General features: G+C 72.8%; 19 protein-coding genes. 8 read left to right on the top strand and 11 right to left on the bottom strand.

Annotated features, from left to right (window positions below; all coding sequences use genetic code 11):
• Positions 1-487: tetratricopeptide repeat protein (locus ACFXOZ_RS23310; RefSeq protein WP_380592415.1), on the bottom strand; the 487-nt coding region annotated here is incomplete at its 3' end.
• Positions 488-819: 332 nt separating this feature from the next.
• On the opposite strand from ACFXOZ_RS23310, the gene ACFXOZ_RS23305 reads away from it, so the two are divergent.
• The 3 genes from ACFXOZ_RS23305 to ACFXOZ_RS23295 all read left to right on the top strand — a co-directional run bounded on the left by ACFXOZ_RS23305 (position 820) and on the right by ACFXOZ_RS23295 (position 6105).
• On the top strand, positions 820-2292 hold the full coding sequence (locus tag ACFXOZ_RS23305; RefSeq protein WP_380592413.1) for a hypothetical protein: 1473 nt from the start codon (positions 820-822) through the stop codon (positions 2290-2292).
• Positions 2293-2938: 646 nt separating this feature from the next.
• A complete protein-coding gene (locus tag ACFXOZ_RS23300; RefSeq protein ID WP_380592411.1) occupies positions 2939-5704 on the top strand; it encodes a hypothetical protein in 2766 nt (921 codons plus the stop codon).
• Complete coding sequence (locus ACFXOZ_RS23295) at positions 5662-6105, top strand: hypothetical protein (protein ID WP_380592409.1); 444 nt, start codon at positions 5662-5664, stop codon at positions 6103-6105. Before ACFXOZ_RS23300 ends, ACFXOZ_RS23295 begins: the two co-directional genes overlap by 43 nt.
• A 47-nt stretch (positions 6106-6152) precedes the next feature.
• Here ACFXOZ_RS23295 and ACFXOZ_RS23290 read toward each other — a convergent pair whose 3' ends face one another.
• The 4 genes from ACFXOZ_RS23290 to ACFXOZ_RS23275 form a co-directional block, all read right to left on the bottom strand.
• Complete coding sequence (locus ACFXOZ_RS23290) at positions 6153-6995, bottom strand: tyrosine-type recombinase/integrase (RefSeq protein ID WP_380521772.1); 843 nt, start codon at positions 6993-6995, stop codon at positions 6153-6155.
• A gap of 76 nt (positions 6996-7071) precedes the next feature.
• Complete coding sequence (locus ACFXOZ_RS23285) at positions 7072-7569, bottom strand: DUF4265 domain-containing protein (protein WP_380521770.1); 498 nt, start codon at positions 7567-7569, stop codon at positions 7072-7074.
• A gap of 80 nt (positions 7570-7649) precedes the next feature.
• Positions 7650-8414 carry an IS21-like element helper ATPase IstB gene (istB, locus tag ACFXOZ_RS23280; RefSeq protein WP_380592408.1) on the bottom strand — a complete coding sequence of 255 codons (765 nt, stop codon included), beginning with the start codon at positions 8412-8414 and terminating at the stop codon, positions 7650-7652.
• A 169-nt stretch (positions 8415-8583) separates the two neighbouring features.
• Positions 8584-9174: a hypothetical protein gene (locus tag ACFXOZ_RS23275; protein ID WP_380521766.1), complete on the bottom strand. Its 591-nt coding sequence runs from the start codon at positions 9172-9174 to the stop codon at positions 8584-8586.
• Between the two features lie 29 nt (positions 9175-9203).
• On the opposite strand from ACFXOZ_RS23275, the gene ACFXOZ_RS23270 reads away from it, so the two are divergent.
• Entirely contained in the window at positions 9204-9362 is a 159-nt protein-coding gene (locus tag ACFXOZ_RS23270; RefSeq protein WP_380521764.1) for a hypothetical protein, read from the top strand.
• A gap of 281 nt (positions 9363-9643) precedes the next feature.
• Positions 9644-9970, top strand: a complete 327-nt coding sequence (locus ACFXOZ_RS23265) for a hypothetical protein (RefSeq protein WP_380521762.1) — start codon at positions 9644-9646, stop codon at positions 9968-9970.
• Positions 9971-10062: 92 nt separating this feature from the next.
• Here ACFXOZ_RS23265 and ACFXOZ_RS23260 read toward each other — a convergent pair whose 3' ends face one another.
• The 5 genes from ACFXOZ_RS23260 to ACFXOZ_RS23240 all read right to left on the bottom strand — a co-directional run bounded on the left by ACFXOZ_RS23260 (position 10063) and on the right by ACFXOZ_RS23240 (position 13518).
• Positions 10063-10302: a hypothetical protein gene (locus ACFXOZ_RS23260; protein WP_380521760.1), complete on the bottom strand. Its 240-nt coding sequence runs from the start codon at positions 10300-10302 to the stop codon at positions 10063-10065.
• The gene (locus ACFXOZ_RS23255) at positions 10299-11459 is read right to left on the bottom strand and encodes an anion permease (RefSeq protein WP_380521758.1); all 1161 of its coding nucleotides are present in this window, start codon (positions 11457-11459) and stop codon (positions 10299-10301) included. The genes ACFXOZ_RS23260 and ACFXOZ_RS23255 overlap by 4 nt, the downstream gene beginning before the upstream one ends.
• 271 nt (positions 11460-11730) lie before the next feature.
• Positions 11731-12384 carry an SDR family oxidoreductase gene (locus ACFXOZ_RS23250; protein ID WP_380521756.1) on the bottom strand — a complete coding sequence of 218 codons (654 nt, stop codon included), beginning with the start codon at positions 12382-12384 and terminating at the stop codon, positions 11731-11733.
• Positions 12385-12646: 262 nt separating this feature from the next.
• Entirely contained in the window at positions 12647-13021 is a 375-nt protein-coding gene (locus tag ACFXOZ_RS23245; RefSeq protein ID WP_380521754.1) for a hypothetical protein, read from the bottom strand.
• Between the two features lie 167 nt (positions 13022-13188).
• Positions 13189-13518: a hypothetical protein gene (locus ACFXOZ_RS23240; protein ID WP_380521752.1), complete on the bottom strand. Its 330-nt coding sequence runs from the start codon at positions 13516-13518 to the stop codon at positions 13189-13191.
• 208 nt (positions 13519-13726) lie between these two features.
• Between ACFXOZ_RS23240 and ACFXOZ_RS23235 the strand changes: the two genes are divergently transcribed.
• The 3 genes from ACFXOZ_RS23235 to ACFXOZ_RS23225 all read left to right on the top strand — a co-directional run bounded on the left by ACFXOZ_RS23235 (position 13727) and on the right by ACFXOZ_RS23225 (position 16981).
• Positions 13727-14107, top strand: coding sequence for a hypothetical protein (locus ACFXOZ_RS23235; RefSeq protein WP_380521750.1), 381 nt, complete (start codon positions 13727-13729; stop codon positions 14105-14107).
• Between the two features lie 92 nt (positions 14108-14199).
• On the top strand, positions 14200-15828 hold the full coding sequence (locus tag ACFXOZ_RS23230) for a relaxase/mobilization nuclease domain-containing protein (RefSeq protein WP_380592406.1): 1629 nt from the start codon (positions 14200-14202) through the stop codon (positions 15826-15828).
• Between the two features lie 16 nt (positions 15829-15844).
• Positions 15845-16981: a hypothetical protein gene (locus ACFXOZ_RS23225; RefSeq protein WP_380592404.1), complete on the top strand. Its 1137-nt coding sequence runs from the start codon at positions 15845-15847 to the stop codon at positions 16979-16981.
• A 109-nt stretch (positions 16982-17090) separates the two neighbouring features.
• Here the strand turns inward: ACFXOZ_RS23225 and ACFXOZ_RS23220 are convergent, their stop codons facing one another.
• Positions 17091-18476 carry a heme-binding protein gene (locus tag ACFXOZ_RS23220; protein WP_380521746.1) on the bottom strand — a complete coding sequence of 462 codons (1386 nt, stop codon included), beginning with the start codon at positions 18474-18476 and terminating at the stop codon, positions 17091-17093.
• Positions 18477-18579 lie beyond the last annotated feature (103 nt).

The raw sequence follows: 18579 nt of genomic DNA, 5'->3' as shown, positions 1-18579 counted from the left end.
TCCTGAACCGGCGCGGCGGGGGCGGGCGCGGCAGGCGGGGACCGGGGGCCCCGGGGTCGGGGCGGTCCAGCTCCGCCCTGGTCCTCAGGAACCCGAGGTACGCGGGATCCTCCCCCTCGAAGACCTCGGCCCCGGCACCCATGTACGCCCTGATCAACTCATCCGCAGCACGGTCGTGGTCGCCCAGTTCGAAGGCGGTCTGCCCCAACCGGAGGTGGACGTACGGATTGCCGAGCCCCCCGGGGCACTGGACGGCGTTCCGGAAGCACTTGTGCGCCCGGTCGTGGACGCCCAGCCGGAAGTGCACGTCCCCGATCGCGACGTAGATCCAGGTGGCCGCCGCCCACTGCCGGTGATCGCCCGGCAACAGCCGCAGGGCCTCGACGTAACGCTGCTTGGCCTCGACCAGTTCCGCCGCCCCGAGCAGCGCATCCCCCTCCCGGCACAACCGCCCGATCTCGCCGTGGACCTCCTCGGGCAACTCCATGCCCACCCTCCCGCCTTCCCGCGCCACACTCGCGTTCACACTCGCACGCACCTCGACCGTAGATCACCGCCCCGCCGCCGGGCCCCGACGGGGGCACGGTTGGTCGACGACAACACCCCCACCAAGGTTTTCCGCCGCGTTCGCCGGCCCTCGGGGCGGGCGTCATACGACCTTCTCCGGCGAGTCAACTCTCTTGCTGGAGAATAAAGTTGGCGAAATCACCACTCCTCGCCGCACCGTCGGTTGACCGCCCGCACCGCCCGGCGATTGGCTCTCCCCGGTGCCCGCCGTCCGGAAGCGGCGGGCGGTCGCCCCGGGGAGGACACTCCGTCATGCATCCCGTCAATCGCCGCTTCGCCGGCTCCGCCACCGCCCTCGCGGCCGCCACCGCGCTGGCCCTGACCGCCGCCGCACCGGCCCTGGCCACCGCCCCCGCGCAGGCCGGCCAGGAGGCGCGTCGGTCCGCCACCGTCCCGGTCAGCGTCACGCCGAACGGCGCCCAGGCGAACAGCCAGGCCCAGTCGGGGGCCGTCAGCGCCGACGGCCGCTCCGCGGTGTTCACCTCCGCGGCGACCGACCTGGTCGCCCAGCCGTCGAAGGGGGGCACCGACGCGTTCCTGCGGGACCTCGTCGACGGCCGCACCGAGCGGGTCGACCTCGCCGACGACGGCTCCGCGCTCAGCGGCGTCACCGTCGGCGTGGCGGTCTCCGCCGACGGCCGGTACGTCGCCTTCGACACCACCGCCGCGAACGTCGTCCCCGGCGCCCCCGCCCCGGGCCGGGAGAACGTCTACGTCCGCGACCGCCTGACCGGGCACACCCGGCTGGTCAGCGCCCCGCAGGGCACCCCGGACCCCGATCCCGGCCACAGCGCGTCGGCGCCGTCCATGAGCGCCGACGGCCGCTACGTCGCCTACGTCTCCGACCGCACCGACCTCGTCCCGGCCGCCGCACCCGCACCCGCACCCGCAGCGACCACGACGGACAGCGGCGAGCGGCTCCGCCTCCCGAACTACGACTCGAACGTCTACCTCACCGACCTGTGGACGCACACCACCCGGGTGGTGTCCGCCACCGCCGCCGGCGCCGCCTCCCGGGGCCAGTCCGTCAACCCGACGATCAGCGCGGACGGCCGCACCCTCGGGTTCAGCTCGAACGCCACCGACCTGGGCGTCACCGGCGCCCCCGCGCACCGGGCCGACCCGGCCCCGTCGCCGGCCTCGGGGCGGATGCGCGCGGGCACCTACTACACCTACGACGTGCGGTCGCACGCCGTCCTCCCGGTCAGCTACGACCCCACCGGGCACGTCAGCCCCGACGCGACCCTGGACGCGACGCTCAGCCCGAGCGGGCGGTACGCCGTCTACGGCCTGACCGTCCCCGTCGGCGCCCCCGGCGGCGACCGGTACCAGGACCAGCTCTTCGCCCGAGACCTCCATACGGGCGCCCTCATCCCCCTCACCGCCGGCCTGCCCGGCACGGTCTCGACCGCCACCTCCGACAGCGCCCAGGTGACCGGCGACGACCACTGGGCGTACTTCGACTCCTCCGCCACCAACCTGGTGCCCGGCGCACAGCACGAGCACTGGGACGTGTACCGCTACGACCTGCGCACCGGCCGCGTCGAGCGGGTCTCCGACGCCGCGGACGGCTCGCTCGGCAACGGCGACTCCACCACCCCGCACGTGGACGCGCACGGCGGCACCGTCCTGTTCGAGTCCACCAGCCGCAACCTGGTGGCGGGCCCGAGCGCCCCGCCCGCGCCCACGGACCACCAGGTCTTCGCCAGGCGCCCGGCGCACTGACCCCGTCGACCACCTGAGCCCGTCCCGCACCCGGCCCCACCAGCCCCCGCCCCGCCCGCCTGCCCGCCTGCCAGCCCCCGTCCCGCCCGCCGCACCCGCCGCACCCGCCGCACCCGAAAACCGTGCGACGGCAGGGGCGGCGGGCAGGTTGAATGACCGGCATGTCCAGCGCACCGCAGACTCCCGCCGAAACCGTCGACCACCTCCTCGCCGAGCTCGATCCGCTCGCCCACCCGGCCCGGATGCGGCGGCTCGCCGCCTGGACCAGGGAGCTGCGCCACGGCAACTATCCGGAGCAACTCCGCCCGCTGCTGGCCGAGTTGGACACACGCGGCGCCTACGGTCGAGGACTGGCCGGAGTCGCCGCCACGATCGCCGAGGACGCCGCCTTCGTCGCCGCCCGGCTCACCGATCCCGACCCGGCCGTCAGCCGCCAGGCCTTGAAAGCCGCGCTCCACCTGCCCGTCCCGGACGAGGCGCTGGCCGCGGCGCTGGCCGACGCGCCGGCCGTGCTGCGCCACCGGCTCACCGCCCACATCGTGTCCCGCGGCCGCACCGAGCTGGCGGAACGGCTGCTGGACTCCTTCCGGCAGTCCTGGGGGACGCGGCGGCCGCCAGGCTGCTGCCCGGCTGCGGGCCCGGCACCGTGGCCGAGCTCCTGCCCGGACTGTTCCCGGCCTTCACCAACTGGCACCAGCTGGCCCGCCGCCACCCCGACCTGCTGCTGGACGAACTGGCCCGGCAGCTCGCCGAGTTGCCCGAGTCGGCCCGTACCGCCTGGTGGTACCGCAACGGGGACGCCCTGGCAGCCGTGGCCGGGAACCGGCCGGAGCGGGTGCTGGACCTGCTGGAACGCCACTGCCCCGCCCGCCTGCCACAGCCGATGCAGCAGTGCGTGGGCCGGCTGCTGACCGCCGCGCCCGGCCGGACCATCCGGCTGGTCACCGTGCCCGAGCGGGCCGCCACCGCGTCGATCTCCCGCAGCGCGCTGACCCGGGCCGCCCGGCTCGACACGCCCGAGCTGGCGGACCTGGCCCGGGCCTGGAGCACCGCCCCGATGTGGCTCGCCCGGCTGCTGCGCGCCCTGCCGCCGTCCCGCCGCGAGGCGTTCTACGACCACGCCACCGCCGACCGGGACCAGGGCCACCACGACCTGTCCGAGGCCGTGCTCGACGCGCTGCCCCGCCGTCGGGCGCAGGCCGAGGCCCGGCGGATGGCCGAACAGGCCGCCGAGCGCGGCGCCGCGTGGTCCGTCGTGCTGGCCCACGTCGCCCACCTGCCGGTGGCCGAGACCCGGCCGCGGCTGCTCGCGGCCACCCGCCAGCCCGCCGCGGAGGACCGGGCGCTGGCCTACCCGCTGCTGGTGCGCAACGCGGCCCGCTCGGGCGACGCGGCGGCGGTCGGGGAGCTGCTCGCCGAGCTGGCGCGGCTGCGCAACGAGCAGGACCCGGTCCGCTCCCCCGACCTGGTCGCGCTGGCGGCCGTCCCGCCCGCGCTCCTCACCGGCGCGGCGGCCGACGCCCTCACCCGGATCGTCACCGACGCCGTCGAGGCCCGGGACACCTCCTGGCACACCCGCCAGGCACTCTCCGAGCTCGCCCTCGGGGTGCTGCGCGAGCACGCCACGAGCGGCGAACAGGCCCTGCTGGGCTGGGCCCTGGCCGCCCTGCGGCAGCTCTCCGGGGCGCTCGGCAGTATTCCGCTGGGCCGGCTGGACACCACGCTGCGGCGCGGCCAGGAGGTCCAGGTCTTCGAGGCGCTGCGGCCGTGGCTGACGGCCGGCGCGGACAAGGTCGACCACACCCTGACCTTCGCCCTGGCCGGGGCCCTGGGCCGACGCGCCCACCGCCTGCCCGAACTGCAGGAACTCCTGTGGGAGGCCGTCCAGTTCGGCGACAACGCGACCGTCCGGCAGGCCGTCGGCCACTGGCTCGCCGACCCGGCGACCCGGGGCGAGCGGGTGGCCCGGGTCCTGGACCTGGAGCCCTCGGCCGCCGTCCTGCCACAGGTGCTCGTCGTGCTGGCCCGACAGCGCACCGACCTGCTCGACACCGTGCTCGGCGCCACCCCGCCGTACGGGCGCTTCCTGGCGGCGGGGTCCCGCTGGCTGCCGCCGACCGACGGGATCGAGTGCTGGGCGCCCCGGCAACGCGCGGCCGCCGCGCGCCTGTTGGCCGGGGCGGCGGACGACGCCTCGCTGCCCGTGCACACCCGGGCCGGGCACCTGCGCACCCTGGCGGCGATCCCCGAACTCGGTTTCGCCACCGTCCACCGGTACGCCGAGTCCCCGGACACGGTGCTCGCCGAGGCCGCGCTCGGGGCCCTGGTCCGGACGGACCGGCCCGCCGAGGCACTGCCGTTGCTGCTGGCCCACGCGGGCGACGACCGGGCCCGGGTGGCCCTGTACGCGGCCGGGCGGGCCGCCGGCTTCGTCGCGCCCTCGCGACTGGCACCCGTGCTGCGGGAGGCGCTGCTGCCCGGACCGGCCGGCAGCGCCGGGACAGCCGACAGCGCCGGGACAGCCGACAGCGCCGGGACGGCCGCCGGCGGCGGGGCGAAGGTCACCAGCCGCAAGGAACTGGTCCGCCTGGTCGCCCGCCTGCTACCGTTGGAGACCGCGCTCACGCTCCTCACCGAGGTGCACGACCGGCCCGAACAGCACCGCGACGTACGGGCGGCCGCCGTGGCCGCCGCCGTCAAGCTGCTCCCCGCGCCCGCGGCCTGGCGGATGCTCGACGGGGCCGCGGCGGGCCCGCCCGTCACCCGGACCGCGGTGCTGCGCACCCGCCCGCTGGACCTGCCTGCCGCCGACCGCCCCCGCTACGCCGCCCTGGTGAGCCGGGTGGCGGGCGGTGACGACCCGGAGACCGCCCAGGCCGCGCTCGACCGGCTGGTCTCCTGGGCGCCCTGGTACCCCGAGGCGGAGGACCTCCTGCTGGCGGGCACCGTCGACCTCGCCAACCGCTCCTCCTGGCGGGCCTCGGCGAGCGGTCTCGTGGTGCTGGCCACCGGCGGCACCGGCCGCCGACTGACCGAGGCCCTGACGGGGCTGCTGGCGGGCGAGCACACGGCGGCGGACGAGCTGGACGCGACGGCCGACCGCGACCGGCCGGCCCGGCAACGGATCGACTTCCTGGCGGCCCGACTCGGCGTGGGCGTGGGCGACCGCCCCACCGCGGCAGCCGTCGCAGCGGCCCGGGACGCAGCCGAACTCCTCACCACGGCCCCCGATTTCGCACCCCTCGCCCTGCGCCTGCGGGCCGCCGCCCTGGACCTCGACGCGCCGTACGACAGCCTGCTCGCCGAGCTCGACGCGCTGGCCACCCTCCACGCCGACCGCCCGCCTGACGGCTGTGGCAGCATGCGGCCATGCCCTTCCCGCACCCCGACGGCGACTACGCGATCACCGTGATGTACTCCGTCCCGGACGACGCCTGGTATCTGGAACTGCACCTTGTCGCCGATCAACGAGCTCTTGTGACCGCCGTCGTCCCCGATGAGGACCCGGTGCGGGAGCCAGCGCTGTGCTTCGATCCCCAGAGCGGGCACCTGGACATCCCGTACGTGGTCATGCGCTGGTTCATGGATCAGGTCGAGGAGGAGATCCGAACGTCTCGCGCCTGGATGCGGTTGCGGCCCGAGCTTGTCGAGATCATCCACAAGCTGCGCCAGGAGTACCTGGGTGCCATCGATGATGACGACTTCCCCCGTGTCCTGGCGGAGGTGCGCACCGCTGTCCCAGCGGCCGACCTCCCCGACGTCCTCGCATCTTCCTTCGGGCGGAAGCCGGACGGCACCCCCGTGGGCTCCTGACCTCGTCGCGACGGGACGGGCATCAATGAACCGGCCTGAAGAGGAGATCACGCATCCCCGAGCGTGCCTGAGGCAGTGGACTCGCCGAGTTCCGCGAGAGGTTCGCAGATCCGGCTGGAGGTCGCGGTGTGCCGTTCGACCTCACGAGGCCAGCCGCGTTCGACCGCGTCCTGGACCAGCTCGTGCTCGCGGACCAGCCGCTCCCTCAGTCGCGGAACGTACTCGCTGGTGGTGAAGAACTTCGAGCACCGTAGGTAGAGGTCGCATTCGCACGGTCCTTCGGCCGGGGTGCGCAGGCAGTGGCCGAGTTCGAGTTCGGTCTTGAAGAAGTTGGTCTTCAGCCAGTGGACGGTTTCCTCGCCGAGCTGGTTGGCCAGGAGTGCCTCGGCGGCCGGGCCAGCGATGCGTCCGCCGGCGGCGATGACCTTTTCGTACTGCTCTTTGAGCACGGGGTCGCTGATGTGCGAGTAGGTTGCTGACATCTGCGCGCTGCGGTGGCCCAGGATGGCCATGATGGTCTGGATCTGGGCACCGCCCTCGGCGAGCTGGGTGCCGACGGAATGCCGGAACCTGTGCGCGGTGACTGTGTGGTTTCCGTCGCCGTCGAGGAGCCCGGCCTTGCGGCAGGCGATCTCCAGGGCGTCGTCGAAGAGGAAGAACCTGCCCATCGGCTTGCCTCGGCGCATGAACACGTAGCGGACCGGCCGCTGGGCCCACGGGTCGTGGCGGGCGGCGGCGTTGCCGGCCTTGGCGGTCTCGATCAGGCTCCGCAGTGCGTCGGCGGCCTGCGGGTGCAGCGGGATCATGCGTTCGGTGTAGGTCTTGCCGACAGGGATCCGTAGCCGGGGATAGCCGTCGGGATAGGCGTCGAGGTGTCGACGGTCAGCCAATTCCCCAGGTCAAACGCCAGACAATTCCCCACCCTCTCGCGTCTGGCCGGTGATCTGAAGGCGGTCCCGGAGGCGCTCAGTCGTCCTCCGCGCCTGCACTGGCTTCCCATGCGGCAGTGACACATCCTTCTTCCCAGTGCCACCGACCCTGCGCCTCGCCGTGTTCCAACAGCGTTCGGATCCGCTGGATGTCCGCTTCCGGCGGGATCTTCAGCGCGACCATCCGGAACTGCTCGATGCCCTCGCCGGTGGCGCCGAACTGGTGGAAGGTCTCCAGCACGGTCTGCCGGGCAGCGGCAGAGCCGCCGCCCTCGAGCACGATCAACCGGATGGTGCAGTTCTCCGAGGCATGAACGGTCTCCGTTGCCCAGCGCAGGCCGTCATCATCGACGCTCACGCGGATGACGTCGCCGCTCGCGACGCCGCGGACGAACCAGGGGGTGTTGTCGAGACGCACCGTTCCGTCGCCAAGGTCCACTGCCCACAGGCTCTCGACGCTTGCCGGCGGCCAGCCGTCCTCGTCGACCTCCATCCGGAAGTGGACCTTCACCTGGGCGTCGCTGATGTTCGTCACCGCACCATCATCCACGTGGGCCGGCGGGGCCGGAACGCGGGGCTGCGGGCAGCGGTCAGCTGAGCACTCCGTGGCGCCGGTCAGAGTGTCTGAGGCTTCTCGGCGGGATTCCTCGGGCGCTTGTTGGGCCGGTAGCTGGGGCCGTTCATGATGACCTGGTGGCTGGTGTTGATCAGCCGGTCCAGCAGCGACTCGGCGACGACGGGGTTGGGGAAGAGGGGATACCAGTCGCTGGGGGCCCGGTTGCTGGTGATGATCAGCGAGCGCCCCTGCCGCTCGGAGACCAGCTCGTAGAGGTCGTCGGCCTGGGCCGCGCTCAGCTGCCGCATGGCGAAGTCGTCCAGGATGAGGACGTCGGGTCGGATCAGCTCTCGCATGCGCTTGTCCCAGGTGCGGTCCGCGTGGCCGCCGGCGAGCTCGGCCAGGACCCGGCTGATCTTCGTGAAGCGGACGTTCGCGCCCTGTCGGACAGCGAGGTGACCGAGGGCCTGGGCGACGTGTGTCTTACCGACGCCCACCGGGCCGAAGAGGATCACCGACTCGCCTACATGGAGCCAGCGCAGAGCGGCCAAGTCGCGGATCTGGGCCGCGGGCAGCTTCGGGGAAGCGGCGAAGTCGAACTCCTCCAGAGTGACCTGCTGCTCAAACTTCGCCTTCTGCAAGCGCCGTTGGAAAGCGACCGTCTCGCGACGGGTGATCTCGTCCTGGCAGAGGACCTGAAGGAAGTCCAAGTGGCCGAGTTCACCACCCTGGGCCTGGATCAGCCGCGCATCCAGGGTCTCCAGCATTCCCGACAGCCGAAGGGCCTTGAGCGACTCACGCAGGGCGGTGTCCATCACGCTCATCGAGCGGCCTCCTCGGCGTCGTCGGCGTCAGCGTGGCCCGGGGTGCCCTCAGGCTCGCCGGAGGTCTGGGTGGGGATGCTCGTGGCGAACAGTCCCTCGGGGCCGTGGAGGAAGGCCGCGGCCCCGGCGTCGCCGGTCTCCGGCTCGGGGTCGGTCTCGGTGCCCGCGATCAGGATGCCCTTGATGGTGCGGTAGGACGGGTCACCGACCGCGATGGCCTTGGTGCAGGCCGCCTCCAGCCGCTGGTCGCCGTACTCTTCCGCAGCCCGAGGATCCCCTGGGCAGCGCGGAGCCGGTAGAGCGCGTTGACCTCCAGCAGCTGGTCGCTCACCTCCCGGCAGGCGTCGCCGACCTCGGAGGACTGGCTTCGGCACCAGATCGGCGTCTTCATCTGGAAGGCGATCTTCTCCGGCGGGTAGCCGTTCTTGTCCGTGCGCTTGCCCTGGTCGAGTGCGGCGTGGGTCTTGACCAGCTCGCCCTCATGGAAGACCTGGACCATAGTGGCGGTGGAGCGGACGTCGACCTTGCGGCCGATCAGCTTCCATGGCACCGAGTAGAGGGTGCGGCCGACCTTGATGTGGATGTCAGGGCCCACTGCGGCTGTGGACCAGCGGGCCAGCACGAACGGCTTGTCCGGCAACGGCAGCAGGGCCTTGGACTCCACCGCTTCGAACACCGACAGCGGACTCGCGCCGCCCAGCGGTCGGCACTGCCTGCGGCCGGCGGTGCCGGTCGACCACGTCAGGGCCTCGGCCTGCATCTGAAATCGCTGACCGTTCACACGCCTGGATGAGCGTACGGGCGATCCAGCGCTCGACCGGCCCCAAGGGACTGCACTGGATCGACGGCGCCGCACACGTCGACCTCTACGACAAGGAGCGGTACGTCGCCCCCGCCATCGCGAAACTGGCCGACTTCTTCGGCACCCACCTGGCCGCGGCCGGGTAGCCACACCCCGGGAGCCGACCGGCGGGCCGACCGGTCGGTCGTGTGCATCCGCAGGCAGGCCTCCGTGCGCTCACGGCACCGCCGCACGCCTCCGGCGGCGCCAGCGTGCGGGATCACAACGCATGCCCGTCCTCCGCGCCGCAGTCGCTCGCGCACCCCGCGTGGCGGGAGTGGTGTTGGCCGGACTCGGCCTGGCGGTTGGACTCTCGGCCTCACCCGCCGTAGCCGCGACCGAAGGCGGCTGGATCAACGAGGGCGGCCCCGCGCGGTCCCCGTCGGCCATGACGGCTATCTGGCACGACAACGGGACCTACGAGGCCACCCGCGGCGAGGACGACCGGATCTGGTGGCGGCACGGCGCCCGGCGGCAGATGCCGGGCAACGCCCGCACCCGCCTCCCGCCCACGCTGGCGGTCGGCGACGTGGACGCCCGCGCCCAGCGCCTGGTCATGTTCCGCGTCGGCGACGACGGCCACGCCTACTACAACCTCCTCTTGGACCGGAACTCCAACCGGTGGTCCGGCTGGAGCAGGGTCCCCGGCCCCCTGTACCTCACTTCCGGCCCGACTGGGAGGCCGAACAGGAGTTCTACGTCTCACGGAGCCTGATGAACACGCTTCGCGTCGCCCGCATCCGCCCGGACGACGGCCGGAACACCCGCTACACCGAACTGCCCGGCGACGGCCTCGGCGTCGGGCGGTCAGCGGTGGTTGACGATGACGGAGATGCCCCAGCCGATCGCCGCAAGCACCACCGCGAAGACCAGTCCGGCCAGGGCGTAGCCGACCGGCCCGGCGGTGGGCCGGTCGGCCGAACCCTCAGCACCGGTCGGATTGAGCAGGCGCAGGCCGAGGGCGAACAGCGCGGGCAGGCCGGCGCCGGTGAGCAGCCCCACCACGACGATCCGCCACAGCGCGTCCAGGTTGACCCAGGAGTTCACGGGCCCACCTCGTCCTTGGCCTTGACCGGCTCCGGGGCCACCGAACCGGTCCATGCGGCATTGACGTTCTCCGGCGTCACCGGCGGGTAGCGGGAGGCGGCGAAGAAGGCGGTCGACGCCAGTACCAGCACGACGAGGATCACCACCACCCCGGCCGTTCCGCCGATCCCGTTCGCGACCCAGTAGGCCACCGCGCCGGCCGCTGCGGCGGCCGGGAGGGTGAGCAGCCAGGCCGTGGCCATCCGGTGGGCCAGCTGCCAACGAACCGCCGCGCCCCTCCGGCCGATCCCCGAGCCCAGGATCGACCCGGTGGCCACGTGCGTGGTGGACAGCGAGTAGCCGAAGTCGGTGGAGCAGAGGATCACGGCGGCCGAGGCCGACTCGGCGGCCATCCCCTGCGGCGGTTCGATCTCCACCAGCCCCTTGCCCAGCGCGCGGATCACCCGCCAACCGCCGACGTAGGTGCCCAGGGCGATCGCCACCGCGCAGGAGACGACCACCCAGTCCGGTGCCCGCGCTCCGGTCGGCAGGGTGCCGTTGGCGATCAGGGCCAGGGTGATGGCGCCCATGGTCTTCTGCGCGTCGTTGGTGCCGTGGGCGAGCGAGACCATCGAGGCCGAGCCGATCTGGCCCAGCCGGAACCCGCGCCCGCGCGGGCCCTCGGGCACGCCGCGGGTGAGGCGGTAGACCAGAAGGGTGCCGGCCACGGCCACCCCGCCGGCGATGAACGGCGACAGCGCGGCGGGCACGACCACCTTGGAGACCAGCCCCTGCCATTTGACCGCCGAGACCCCGGCCGCCGCCACCGTCGCCCCGACCACCCCGCCGATCAGCGCGTGCGAGGAACTGGAGGGGATCCCGAGGAACCAGGTGGCCAGGTTCCACAGGATGCTGCCGGTCAGACCGGCGCACACCACGGTCAGGGTCACCTGCCCGCTGGCGACCAGGCCGTTGGCGATGGTCGCCGCCACAGCGGTCGACAGGAACGCGCCGACCAGGTTCAGCACCGCCGACACCGCGACCGCGACGCGCGGCGGGAGCGCGCCGGTGACGATCGAGGTCGCCATCGCGTTGCCGGTGTCGTGGAAGCCGTTGGTGAAGTCGAAGCCCAGCGCCGTGACCACCATCAGCGCCAGGACCGCGTCGTTGCCGGTCACGGGCCCGAACCTAACCCGCGCACCGGGACCCGCCCGGTCCGCCGACGACCCGGCACGCCGAACGGCGAACAGCCGCCATCCGGTCGGGCCAACATCGCACGGCCATACCGCCTCACCTGCCGTACGGGCCCTGCTCCCGGATCGGAGCCGGTGAGCCCTCCCCCGTTGCCGTCTCGCCCCGGGAGGCCACCGACCGGCTCGCCGTCCGGTGGCCGTCCCGGTCTGCCACGGGGGTGTTCCACCCCAATACCCAGCCACGCCCCTCAGGTCATCAGCGCATGTGTGTCCCGCCGTTGATGTCGAAGGTGGCGCCGGTGACGTACCCGGCGTCTACGTTGACGGTGACCCCGTACGGGGCCAGCTCCCGGGCGAAGACCTTGGTGAGCGCCAGGACGCCGGCCTTGGCCGCGGAGTAGTGCGCGCCGGCGAGCGTCCCGCCCTGCTGGCCCGCCAGGGAGGACAGGTTGATGACGCGACCCCAGCCGCGTTCCCGCATCGGCGCCGCGCAGAGCCGGGTCAGCACGAGGACGCTGCGGAGGTTGGTCGTCATGACGGCGTCCCACTCGTCCAGTGCGATGTCCCAGACCGATCCCGGCACAGTGCGGGCGGCGTTGTTGACCAGGATGTCGGGCGCGTGCCACCTTCCCGCGACCTCCCCCAGCGCCGCTTCCACCGCCGCGGTGTCGTCCACGTCGACGGTCAGCGCCAGCGCGCTGCCCAGCCCGGGGTCGAGCCCTCGGGCGACTTCGGCCACGGCGTCTCCGTCGCGGTCGAGCAAGGCGACCCGCAGCCCGATCGCGTGCAGTCGGGTGGCGATCGCCGCGCCGAGGCCGCGCCCCGCGCCGGTGACCAGGGCCACCCGCGGTGCTCCCGAACCGGGCCTGTCGTCGGCGGCGCCCACGCCGCCGGTTGCTGTCTCGGACACGCGAGGGTGTAGAGGCTGGGCAGGTCGTCCTGGCGGACCGCGGCGAGCCATTCCAGGAGCCGTTCGCCCTGGCGTTCCGTCAGCATGACGGCGAAGGTGCGGGCGTGCCGGGTCAGGGCGTCCAGCTCGGGGCAGCCGGCCAGGACCGTCTTGAGCTGGAGCTGCTCGGACTCGGAGAGCGCCGTGGGCTGCCGGAGGATCCAGCCGGCGACGGTACGGGGCGACGGCGGCTGGGCGGCACCGGCCGTGGCGAGGTCCGCTTCTACCGCAGACAGGCACTGACGCGCTGGTAGCTGCCCTTGCAGCCGAGCGGGACGATCTCCTCCCAGAGCTTCCAGGAATTGGTGCAGCCGTCGTTCCAGCGGTCGTCGAGGTAGGGCTTGTAGTCGTCGAGGACGGATGGGCGGTTCTGCCACTGACCCTGGAAGAACTCCTCCGGGTTCGCGGCGTCGGCCAGGGCCTTGACCATGCGGTAGGTCATGCCGAGCTGCCGTTGGACGGCGCGTCTGCCGTGGCCCGCGGCAAGCAGGGTGTGCACCTCGGCGTGACGGGCCCGGGTCCGGTCGGCGAACCGGAAGCCCGTTGGCCAGGGCTGGTCCACGTTCTCCTCTTGGGCCAGGAACTGCATCTTGCGCATCGACGGCTCTGAGCCACGGTTCCGCTACTGACCTGGCGAACGGCGACGCAACAGGAGCGCAGTTCAACTCGCCCCGAAACCATCAGTAAGCCCCGATCCGATCGGCTCTCCGCCAATGGAACAACGAACACTAACTCGCTGCACCCGCCTGCCAGGCGGGTGCAGCCTCAGCTGGCAGGAACGTCCGTCGTGGCCGCGTCGTCCGCGCTGCCGGACAACGGTCCCGGGATGGCGGTCTTGATACCTGCACCGCTTTTCCGAGGCCTCCCCTTCGGGCGGCGCACGGGCGCCTCCGCGCCCAGCCGCGAAAGCTCCTCCGCACTCCAGCCCGCAGCCTCCGCGGCCGCGAACGCCTGGCCGTACGGCACCTCGGTCTCGGCCAGCTGGTCGCGCAAGCGCTTGCGCTGCGCCATGAGGCCGGCGAGCGGCACGATCGCCTTCTCGCGCCCCTCCTGGATCTCACGCATCCGCCGAAGGAATTCGTCATCTCTCGTCATGCCGGGGATCGTAGAACCGCCGTCCCCGACGGTCTCGAACCCGCTCGCAGGTGTCACCCGTATCGGTGATTCGCGACCATCACCCCGGCGTATCTACGAGCAGGTAATTCGACAACGAACCAGAGTGGCGAAGCGGGAGTCCGGCGAGGGACGGGGTCGCTCCGGATCCGTGAGAAAAACGTCCTCACAGAGCCGAGGAGCAGCGAGGGTGAGTGCCACGCAGGGTGGACGGCGCCGGGAGCGGCAGACCCGGTCACCCCGGTCGAACCGGGTGAATCTCGCCTACGACGATGTCGAGCTGACCATCGTGCGGGAGGCCGCGAACCGCGACGGCATGGCCGTGTCCGCGTGGGCGGCCCGCAAGGCGCTGGCAGTCGCCAAGGATCAGCTCGTGCCGGTGTCGGCGGACGCCCGGGATGTGCTGGCCGAGCTGATCCGGTCGCGTGGTGAGTTGGTGCGGCTCTGCGCGTCGATCGGGCCGAGCGGAGACGGCGGTGTCCAGCCGATCGTGCACCTCGTCGAGGAGGCCGTTCGTCGGGTAGATCGCGCGACGCTCCAGGTGATGCGGGAGCGAGCGTCGCGCTGGTGATTCCGAAAAGGGCGAAGGGTGGGAACGACACCGCGGGGCTTCTGTTCTACCTCTACGGTCCCGGAAAGCGGGACGAGCACGAGGACCCTCGGATGGTCGCCGCGTGGGCACCGTGGGTGCCCGACCCCGCGCGGTCGGCGAACACGACGGTGGGGGACCTGGGACTTCTGCTGGACGCCCCGGTGCACGCCCTCCCGGGCAACGTCCCCGCCGAGCACGTCTACCACGTCGCCGTGCGCACGGCTCCCGAGGATCCGCTCCTGACGGACGGGCAGTGGGCCGAGGCCGCGGCGACGATGATGAACGCCGCCGGCATCGCCCCGCACGGTGACCCGTGGGGTTGCCGCTGGGTCGCGGTCCGCCACGCGGACGACCACATCCACATCGTCGCGACGAAGGCCCGGCAGGACGGGATCCAACCGAATCTGCGGCAGGACATCGTCCGGATGCAGCGGCTCGCCCGACAGCTCGAGACCCGATGGAACCTACGTCCGCTGACGTCGGGGGACCGAACCGCGAAACGCTGGCCCACGACGGGCGAGACGCGAAAAGCCTCCCGCCGCCACCTGCCGGAGAGCGCACGCGACCAACTCGAACGAACCGTCCGTACGGCAGCGGCCTCCGCAGCAGGCGAGGACGACTTCTTCGCCCGCCTCCGCTCTTCCGGACTGCGGGTGACCCAGCGCGTCGGCGCGCAGAACAACGCGTTCACCGGCTACGCGGTCGCGCTCCCGGGCGACCGGGACCGGGGCGATCGCGCGGTGTGGTTCGCGGGCTCGAGCCTGGCCTACGACCTGTCGCTCCCCCGTGTCCGGGAACGCTGGCAGGTCCCGATCCCGGCGCCCGAAATCCCGCCCGACATGCTCTGGCAGACGCTCGAACTCAACCTCGACGTGGTCTCCGGGCGACTCGGCGCCGACGGGCCACGGCAGGGTGCCGGTGACGTCGCCGCCCTCGGCGACCTCCTCGTCGTGGTGGCCGAGAACGCGCCGTCCCTCACCGGGCCGGCTCTGCGCGCTTCCGCAGCCGAGTTCGAACGGGCTGCACGGGCACCGGGCCACCGCGACCTCGACGGGGAGGCGCGGCTGCTGCTGCGTTCCTCGGTCCGGATCCTCGTGTCCGCTGCAGAGTCGTCAGGCCGTAACGACACCGTCGCCTTCCTGGGCTTCCTCCTCGCCCTGGCCACAGCCGTCAAGGCGGCGCAGCTGTGGCACGAGGAGCAGGGCTACCGCCTCCAGGCCGGAGCCGCGGCCCGGACGGGCCGACCGCTACGGGAGGCGGTGGAACTCGTCACCGGGGCATCGTCGGTCGGTGCGGGAACCCGGCCGCGTACGAGTGGGGCGGGACCGTCGCCACTGGCCGAGGTCGTGGCTCGGGCCGTTCCCGCTCATGCGTCGGCCGTACTCCTGGACCCAGCCTGGCCCGCCCTGCGCGAGCGGCTGTCCGCGTTGGGGCGGCACGGCGTCAGCCCCGTCTCGGTCCTCGCCGCGGTGGCCGCCCGACGTGAGCTCAGGTCAGCCGAGTCCGTCGCCCAGGTCCTCGTCTGGAGGCTGGACGGCTGGGCCGCCGCTCACAGCGTTCCGTTGGACGCAGGACCAGCAGCTGCTGCTCCGCAGGCCGGCGCCGCACCAGCGCACCCTCCGCGGGCGATCCCAGGTTCGACCGTCGGAGCAGGACACTCCCCCGGCCGTGGAGCCGACGGCCCCACCCGGAGCCGCTGACAGACAGGAGACCCCGATGACCATGCCCTACCCGGGCGAGCCCTTCGCCGAGGCCGTCGGCGAAGCGGTGCAGGCATCCACGATGGCGGTACGGCTGGTGCTCGCCGTCGCGGACGCGGTCCGCCGTGCGGCGCAGCGAAGGACGGGCGGGGAACGCCAACTACCGCCGGTGGACCAGGCCCTCCCCGAGGCGGCCGGGGACGTGAAGGCCAGGCTCGTCCCGGACGTCGCGTGGGCCCTGATGTCCGGTCCGGACTGGCCCGCCATGGCGCAGCAGTTGGTCGCGTTGCGGCAGGCCGGTGTCGACCTCGATCACTTCCTCCCGCAGGTCGGGGGCATCGCCGTCGCGGTCCGGGACGCGGTCGCCGCCGACTCGGCGCGGGTCGCAGCGGGGCGGACACAGGAGTGGGCGCGGGTGCTGCGTGCGACCGTTCCGGCGGGCCCGGTGCGCGAGGCCATCCTCTCCTCCCCCATCTGGCCGGAGATCGCCGCGACCATGAAGGAACTCCACGACCACGGCATCGACGTCCGACGGGTCCTGGCCGCGGCCTACGCCGAGGGGCTGGGAGTCGACCGAGCGGTCGGCCGGACGCTCAACGCCCCTCAGCGATCGGCCGCTGCTCCGAGCCGGGACGCCGTGCTCTCCTACGGTCCGCTGACGGTGGGCCTGGACCTGCCGAAGGACCTCGACCTCGGAAATCGCCGTCGGGCGCTGGCGCAGCTGGGGGTGAGCCAGGCGGAGAACGGCCGCTTCGTCCGCTGGGTCCACGAGGCGATGCCCGGCCGTGAACGCGAGGCGGGGCTGCTGGTGGGCTCCCGTCAGTGGCCCCTGCTGGCCGCCCGGATGGCACGTATGCAGGACGACGGCCGGTCCGTCCCGGACCACCTCGTCCGGCTGATGCGCGACCGCGGCTGGGAGGCTGGCCCCGTCTCCCAGCTCACTGCCCGCCTGATCCACGCCACCGTCGCGGCCTTGCACCGCCCGACGCACGACGACCTCGCGTCGGGCCCAGTCGTGACCAGCGCGGCAAGGGCCTCGTCAGCGGCCGCCGGACCTCCTCCCTCACGAACGCGTGGCACAGCACTCACCGGCCCCGGCACCGCTCCGCACCGCGCTCCCGTCCCTCGCCCTGGTACCGGACGGTCCAGGTGAGCCCAGGCCCTGCATGCCCAGCTGGAAGCCGTTCCGGTCGACGCGCTTCTCTGCCCGACGGTCAGGAGGCCTGGACCACCGGCGGGCGGCTGGTGCGGGGCGTAGGCGGTCAGGTGAAGAACGGGTCGTCCACGATGTGGACCCAGCCGCCGTCCGGCTGGCGCCGGAGGATCTCCGTGGTCGTGGAGATCACCGGTTCGGGGCCGGCGCCCGTGAGCGTGGCGGTGTTCGACACCAGGGCGATGCCGTCCACCTGCCGGATCTCGCGCAGTTCGAGCTCGAGTCGGGCGCCGCTGTCGATCAGTTGTCGCAGGGCCTTCCGGATGGCCTCGGTGCCCACCAGGTGGGTTCCGGGGGTGGGGACGAAGTGGGCGTGCGGCTCGTACAGCGAGAGCAGGCCCTCGATGTCACCCGCCGCCAGGTACTCCGTGAACATGGCCCCGACTTGCTCGGGCGTCCGGGCACGGCGCCGGGCGACGGCGCCGACGGGACGGTCGCCCCAACCCGCCATGGCGATCAGGTCGTACCAGGTGGGCTGAGCGCCGTACGGCAGATGGTGGCGCAGCACTGCTCCCGGGAAGGTCAGCGGAGTCGCCTTCTGCGGCTTGGCGGTGGCCTGGGCGACGATCGCGTCGCTCAGCGCGTAGGCCAGGTCCATGCGCGGGAGCACGGCGTGCACCTCGTCGGCGAGGCCGGCCGGAAGGCTCTCGCGTCGGACTCCGAGGATGTCGGTGCCGATGCCCTCCTGCGCCAGCCGCACCTCTGGGCCCTTGCGCCCGGCGATGCCCTCCGAGGTGTGCAGGGCGATGGCGTCCCAGGCGATGGCGATGCGCCGTTCCTCGACGCCGCGTTCGCGGAGGAACGCCGCCGCGGTGTCGGCACCGTCGACCTCGAAGCGCTGGTCGCCGTTGCCCTCCTCGCTCAGCCCGATGTCGTGCAAGACGCAGCTGAGGAACAGCAGTTCGTCGTCGTAGTCGGTTCCTGCGCGCAGGCCCTGCTGCCGGGCGTGGGCGCGGGCGAAGACGTAGCTGCGGACGCTGTGGAAGAGGACGAAGTCGGGTGTGGCCCGCTGCGCACAGGCGTAGGCGTCCCGGGACAGGTCCGTGTCCGGGAGGCCGAGCCGTTCGAAGACGGGCAGGGGTGCGTCGGTGGTCACGGCAGCTCTCTTTCCGATCAGGGTGGCGTCGCCGTCGTACAGGGGCAGGCCGCCCGCGTAGGGGATCAGCCCGCCGTTGGTGTGCTCGGTCGCGGGCGCCGGGCCGCCGGGCCCGCAGAACTCCCACAGCTTCTCGCTCGGGGCGTCGAACAGCACCGACGTCTTCGCCTTGGCCAGCGCGATCTCGATCGAACCGAGGATCGCCCCGTCCATTCGGGCGAACGCGACCAGGTGTCCGCCGCCGTCGACGACGGCGATGTTCATCGGGACGCCGATCGCCACGGCGTGGGCGCGGGCTCTTTCGATCGCGGCCTGGGCCCCATCCAGCTTGATCCTCATGGTGCTCACCCCTGTCGGCTCACCGCGGAGGCGTCCCCGTCGAGGCCGTGCACAACCACCGCACCCGGTGGTGACGGCAGGAGAGCGTTTCCCGTGGTCATGA

The sequence above is a fragment of the Kitasatospora sp. NPDC059160 genome, assembly GCF_042755465.1.
Lineage (GTDB): Bacteria > Actinomycetota > Actinomycetes > Streptomycetales > Streptomycetaceae > Kitasatospora.
This window is presented reverse-complemented; position numbering and strand designations above follow the sequence as displayed.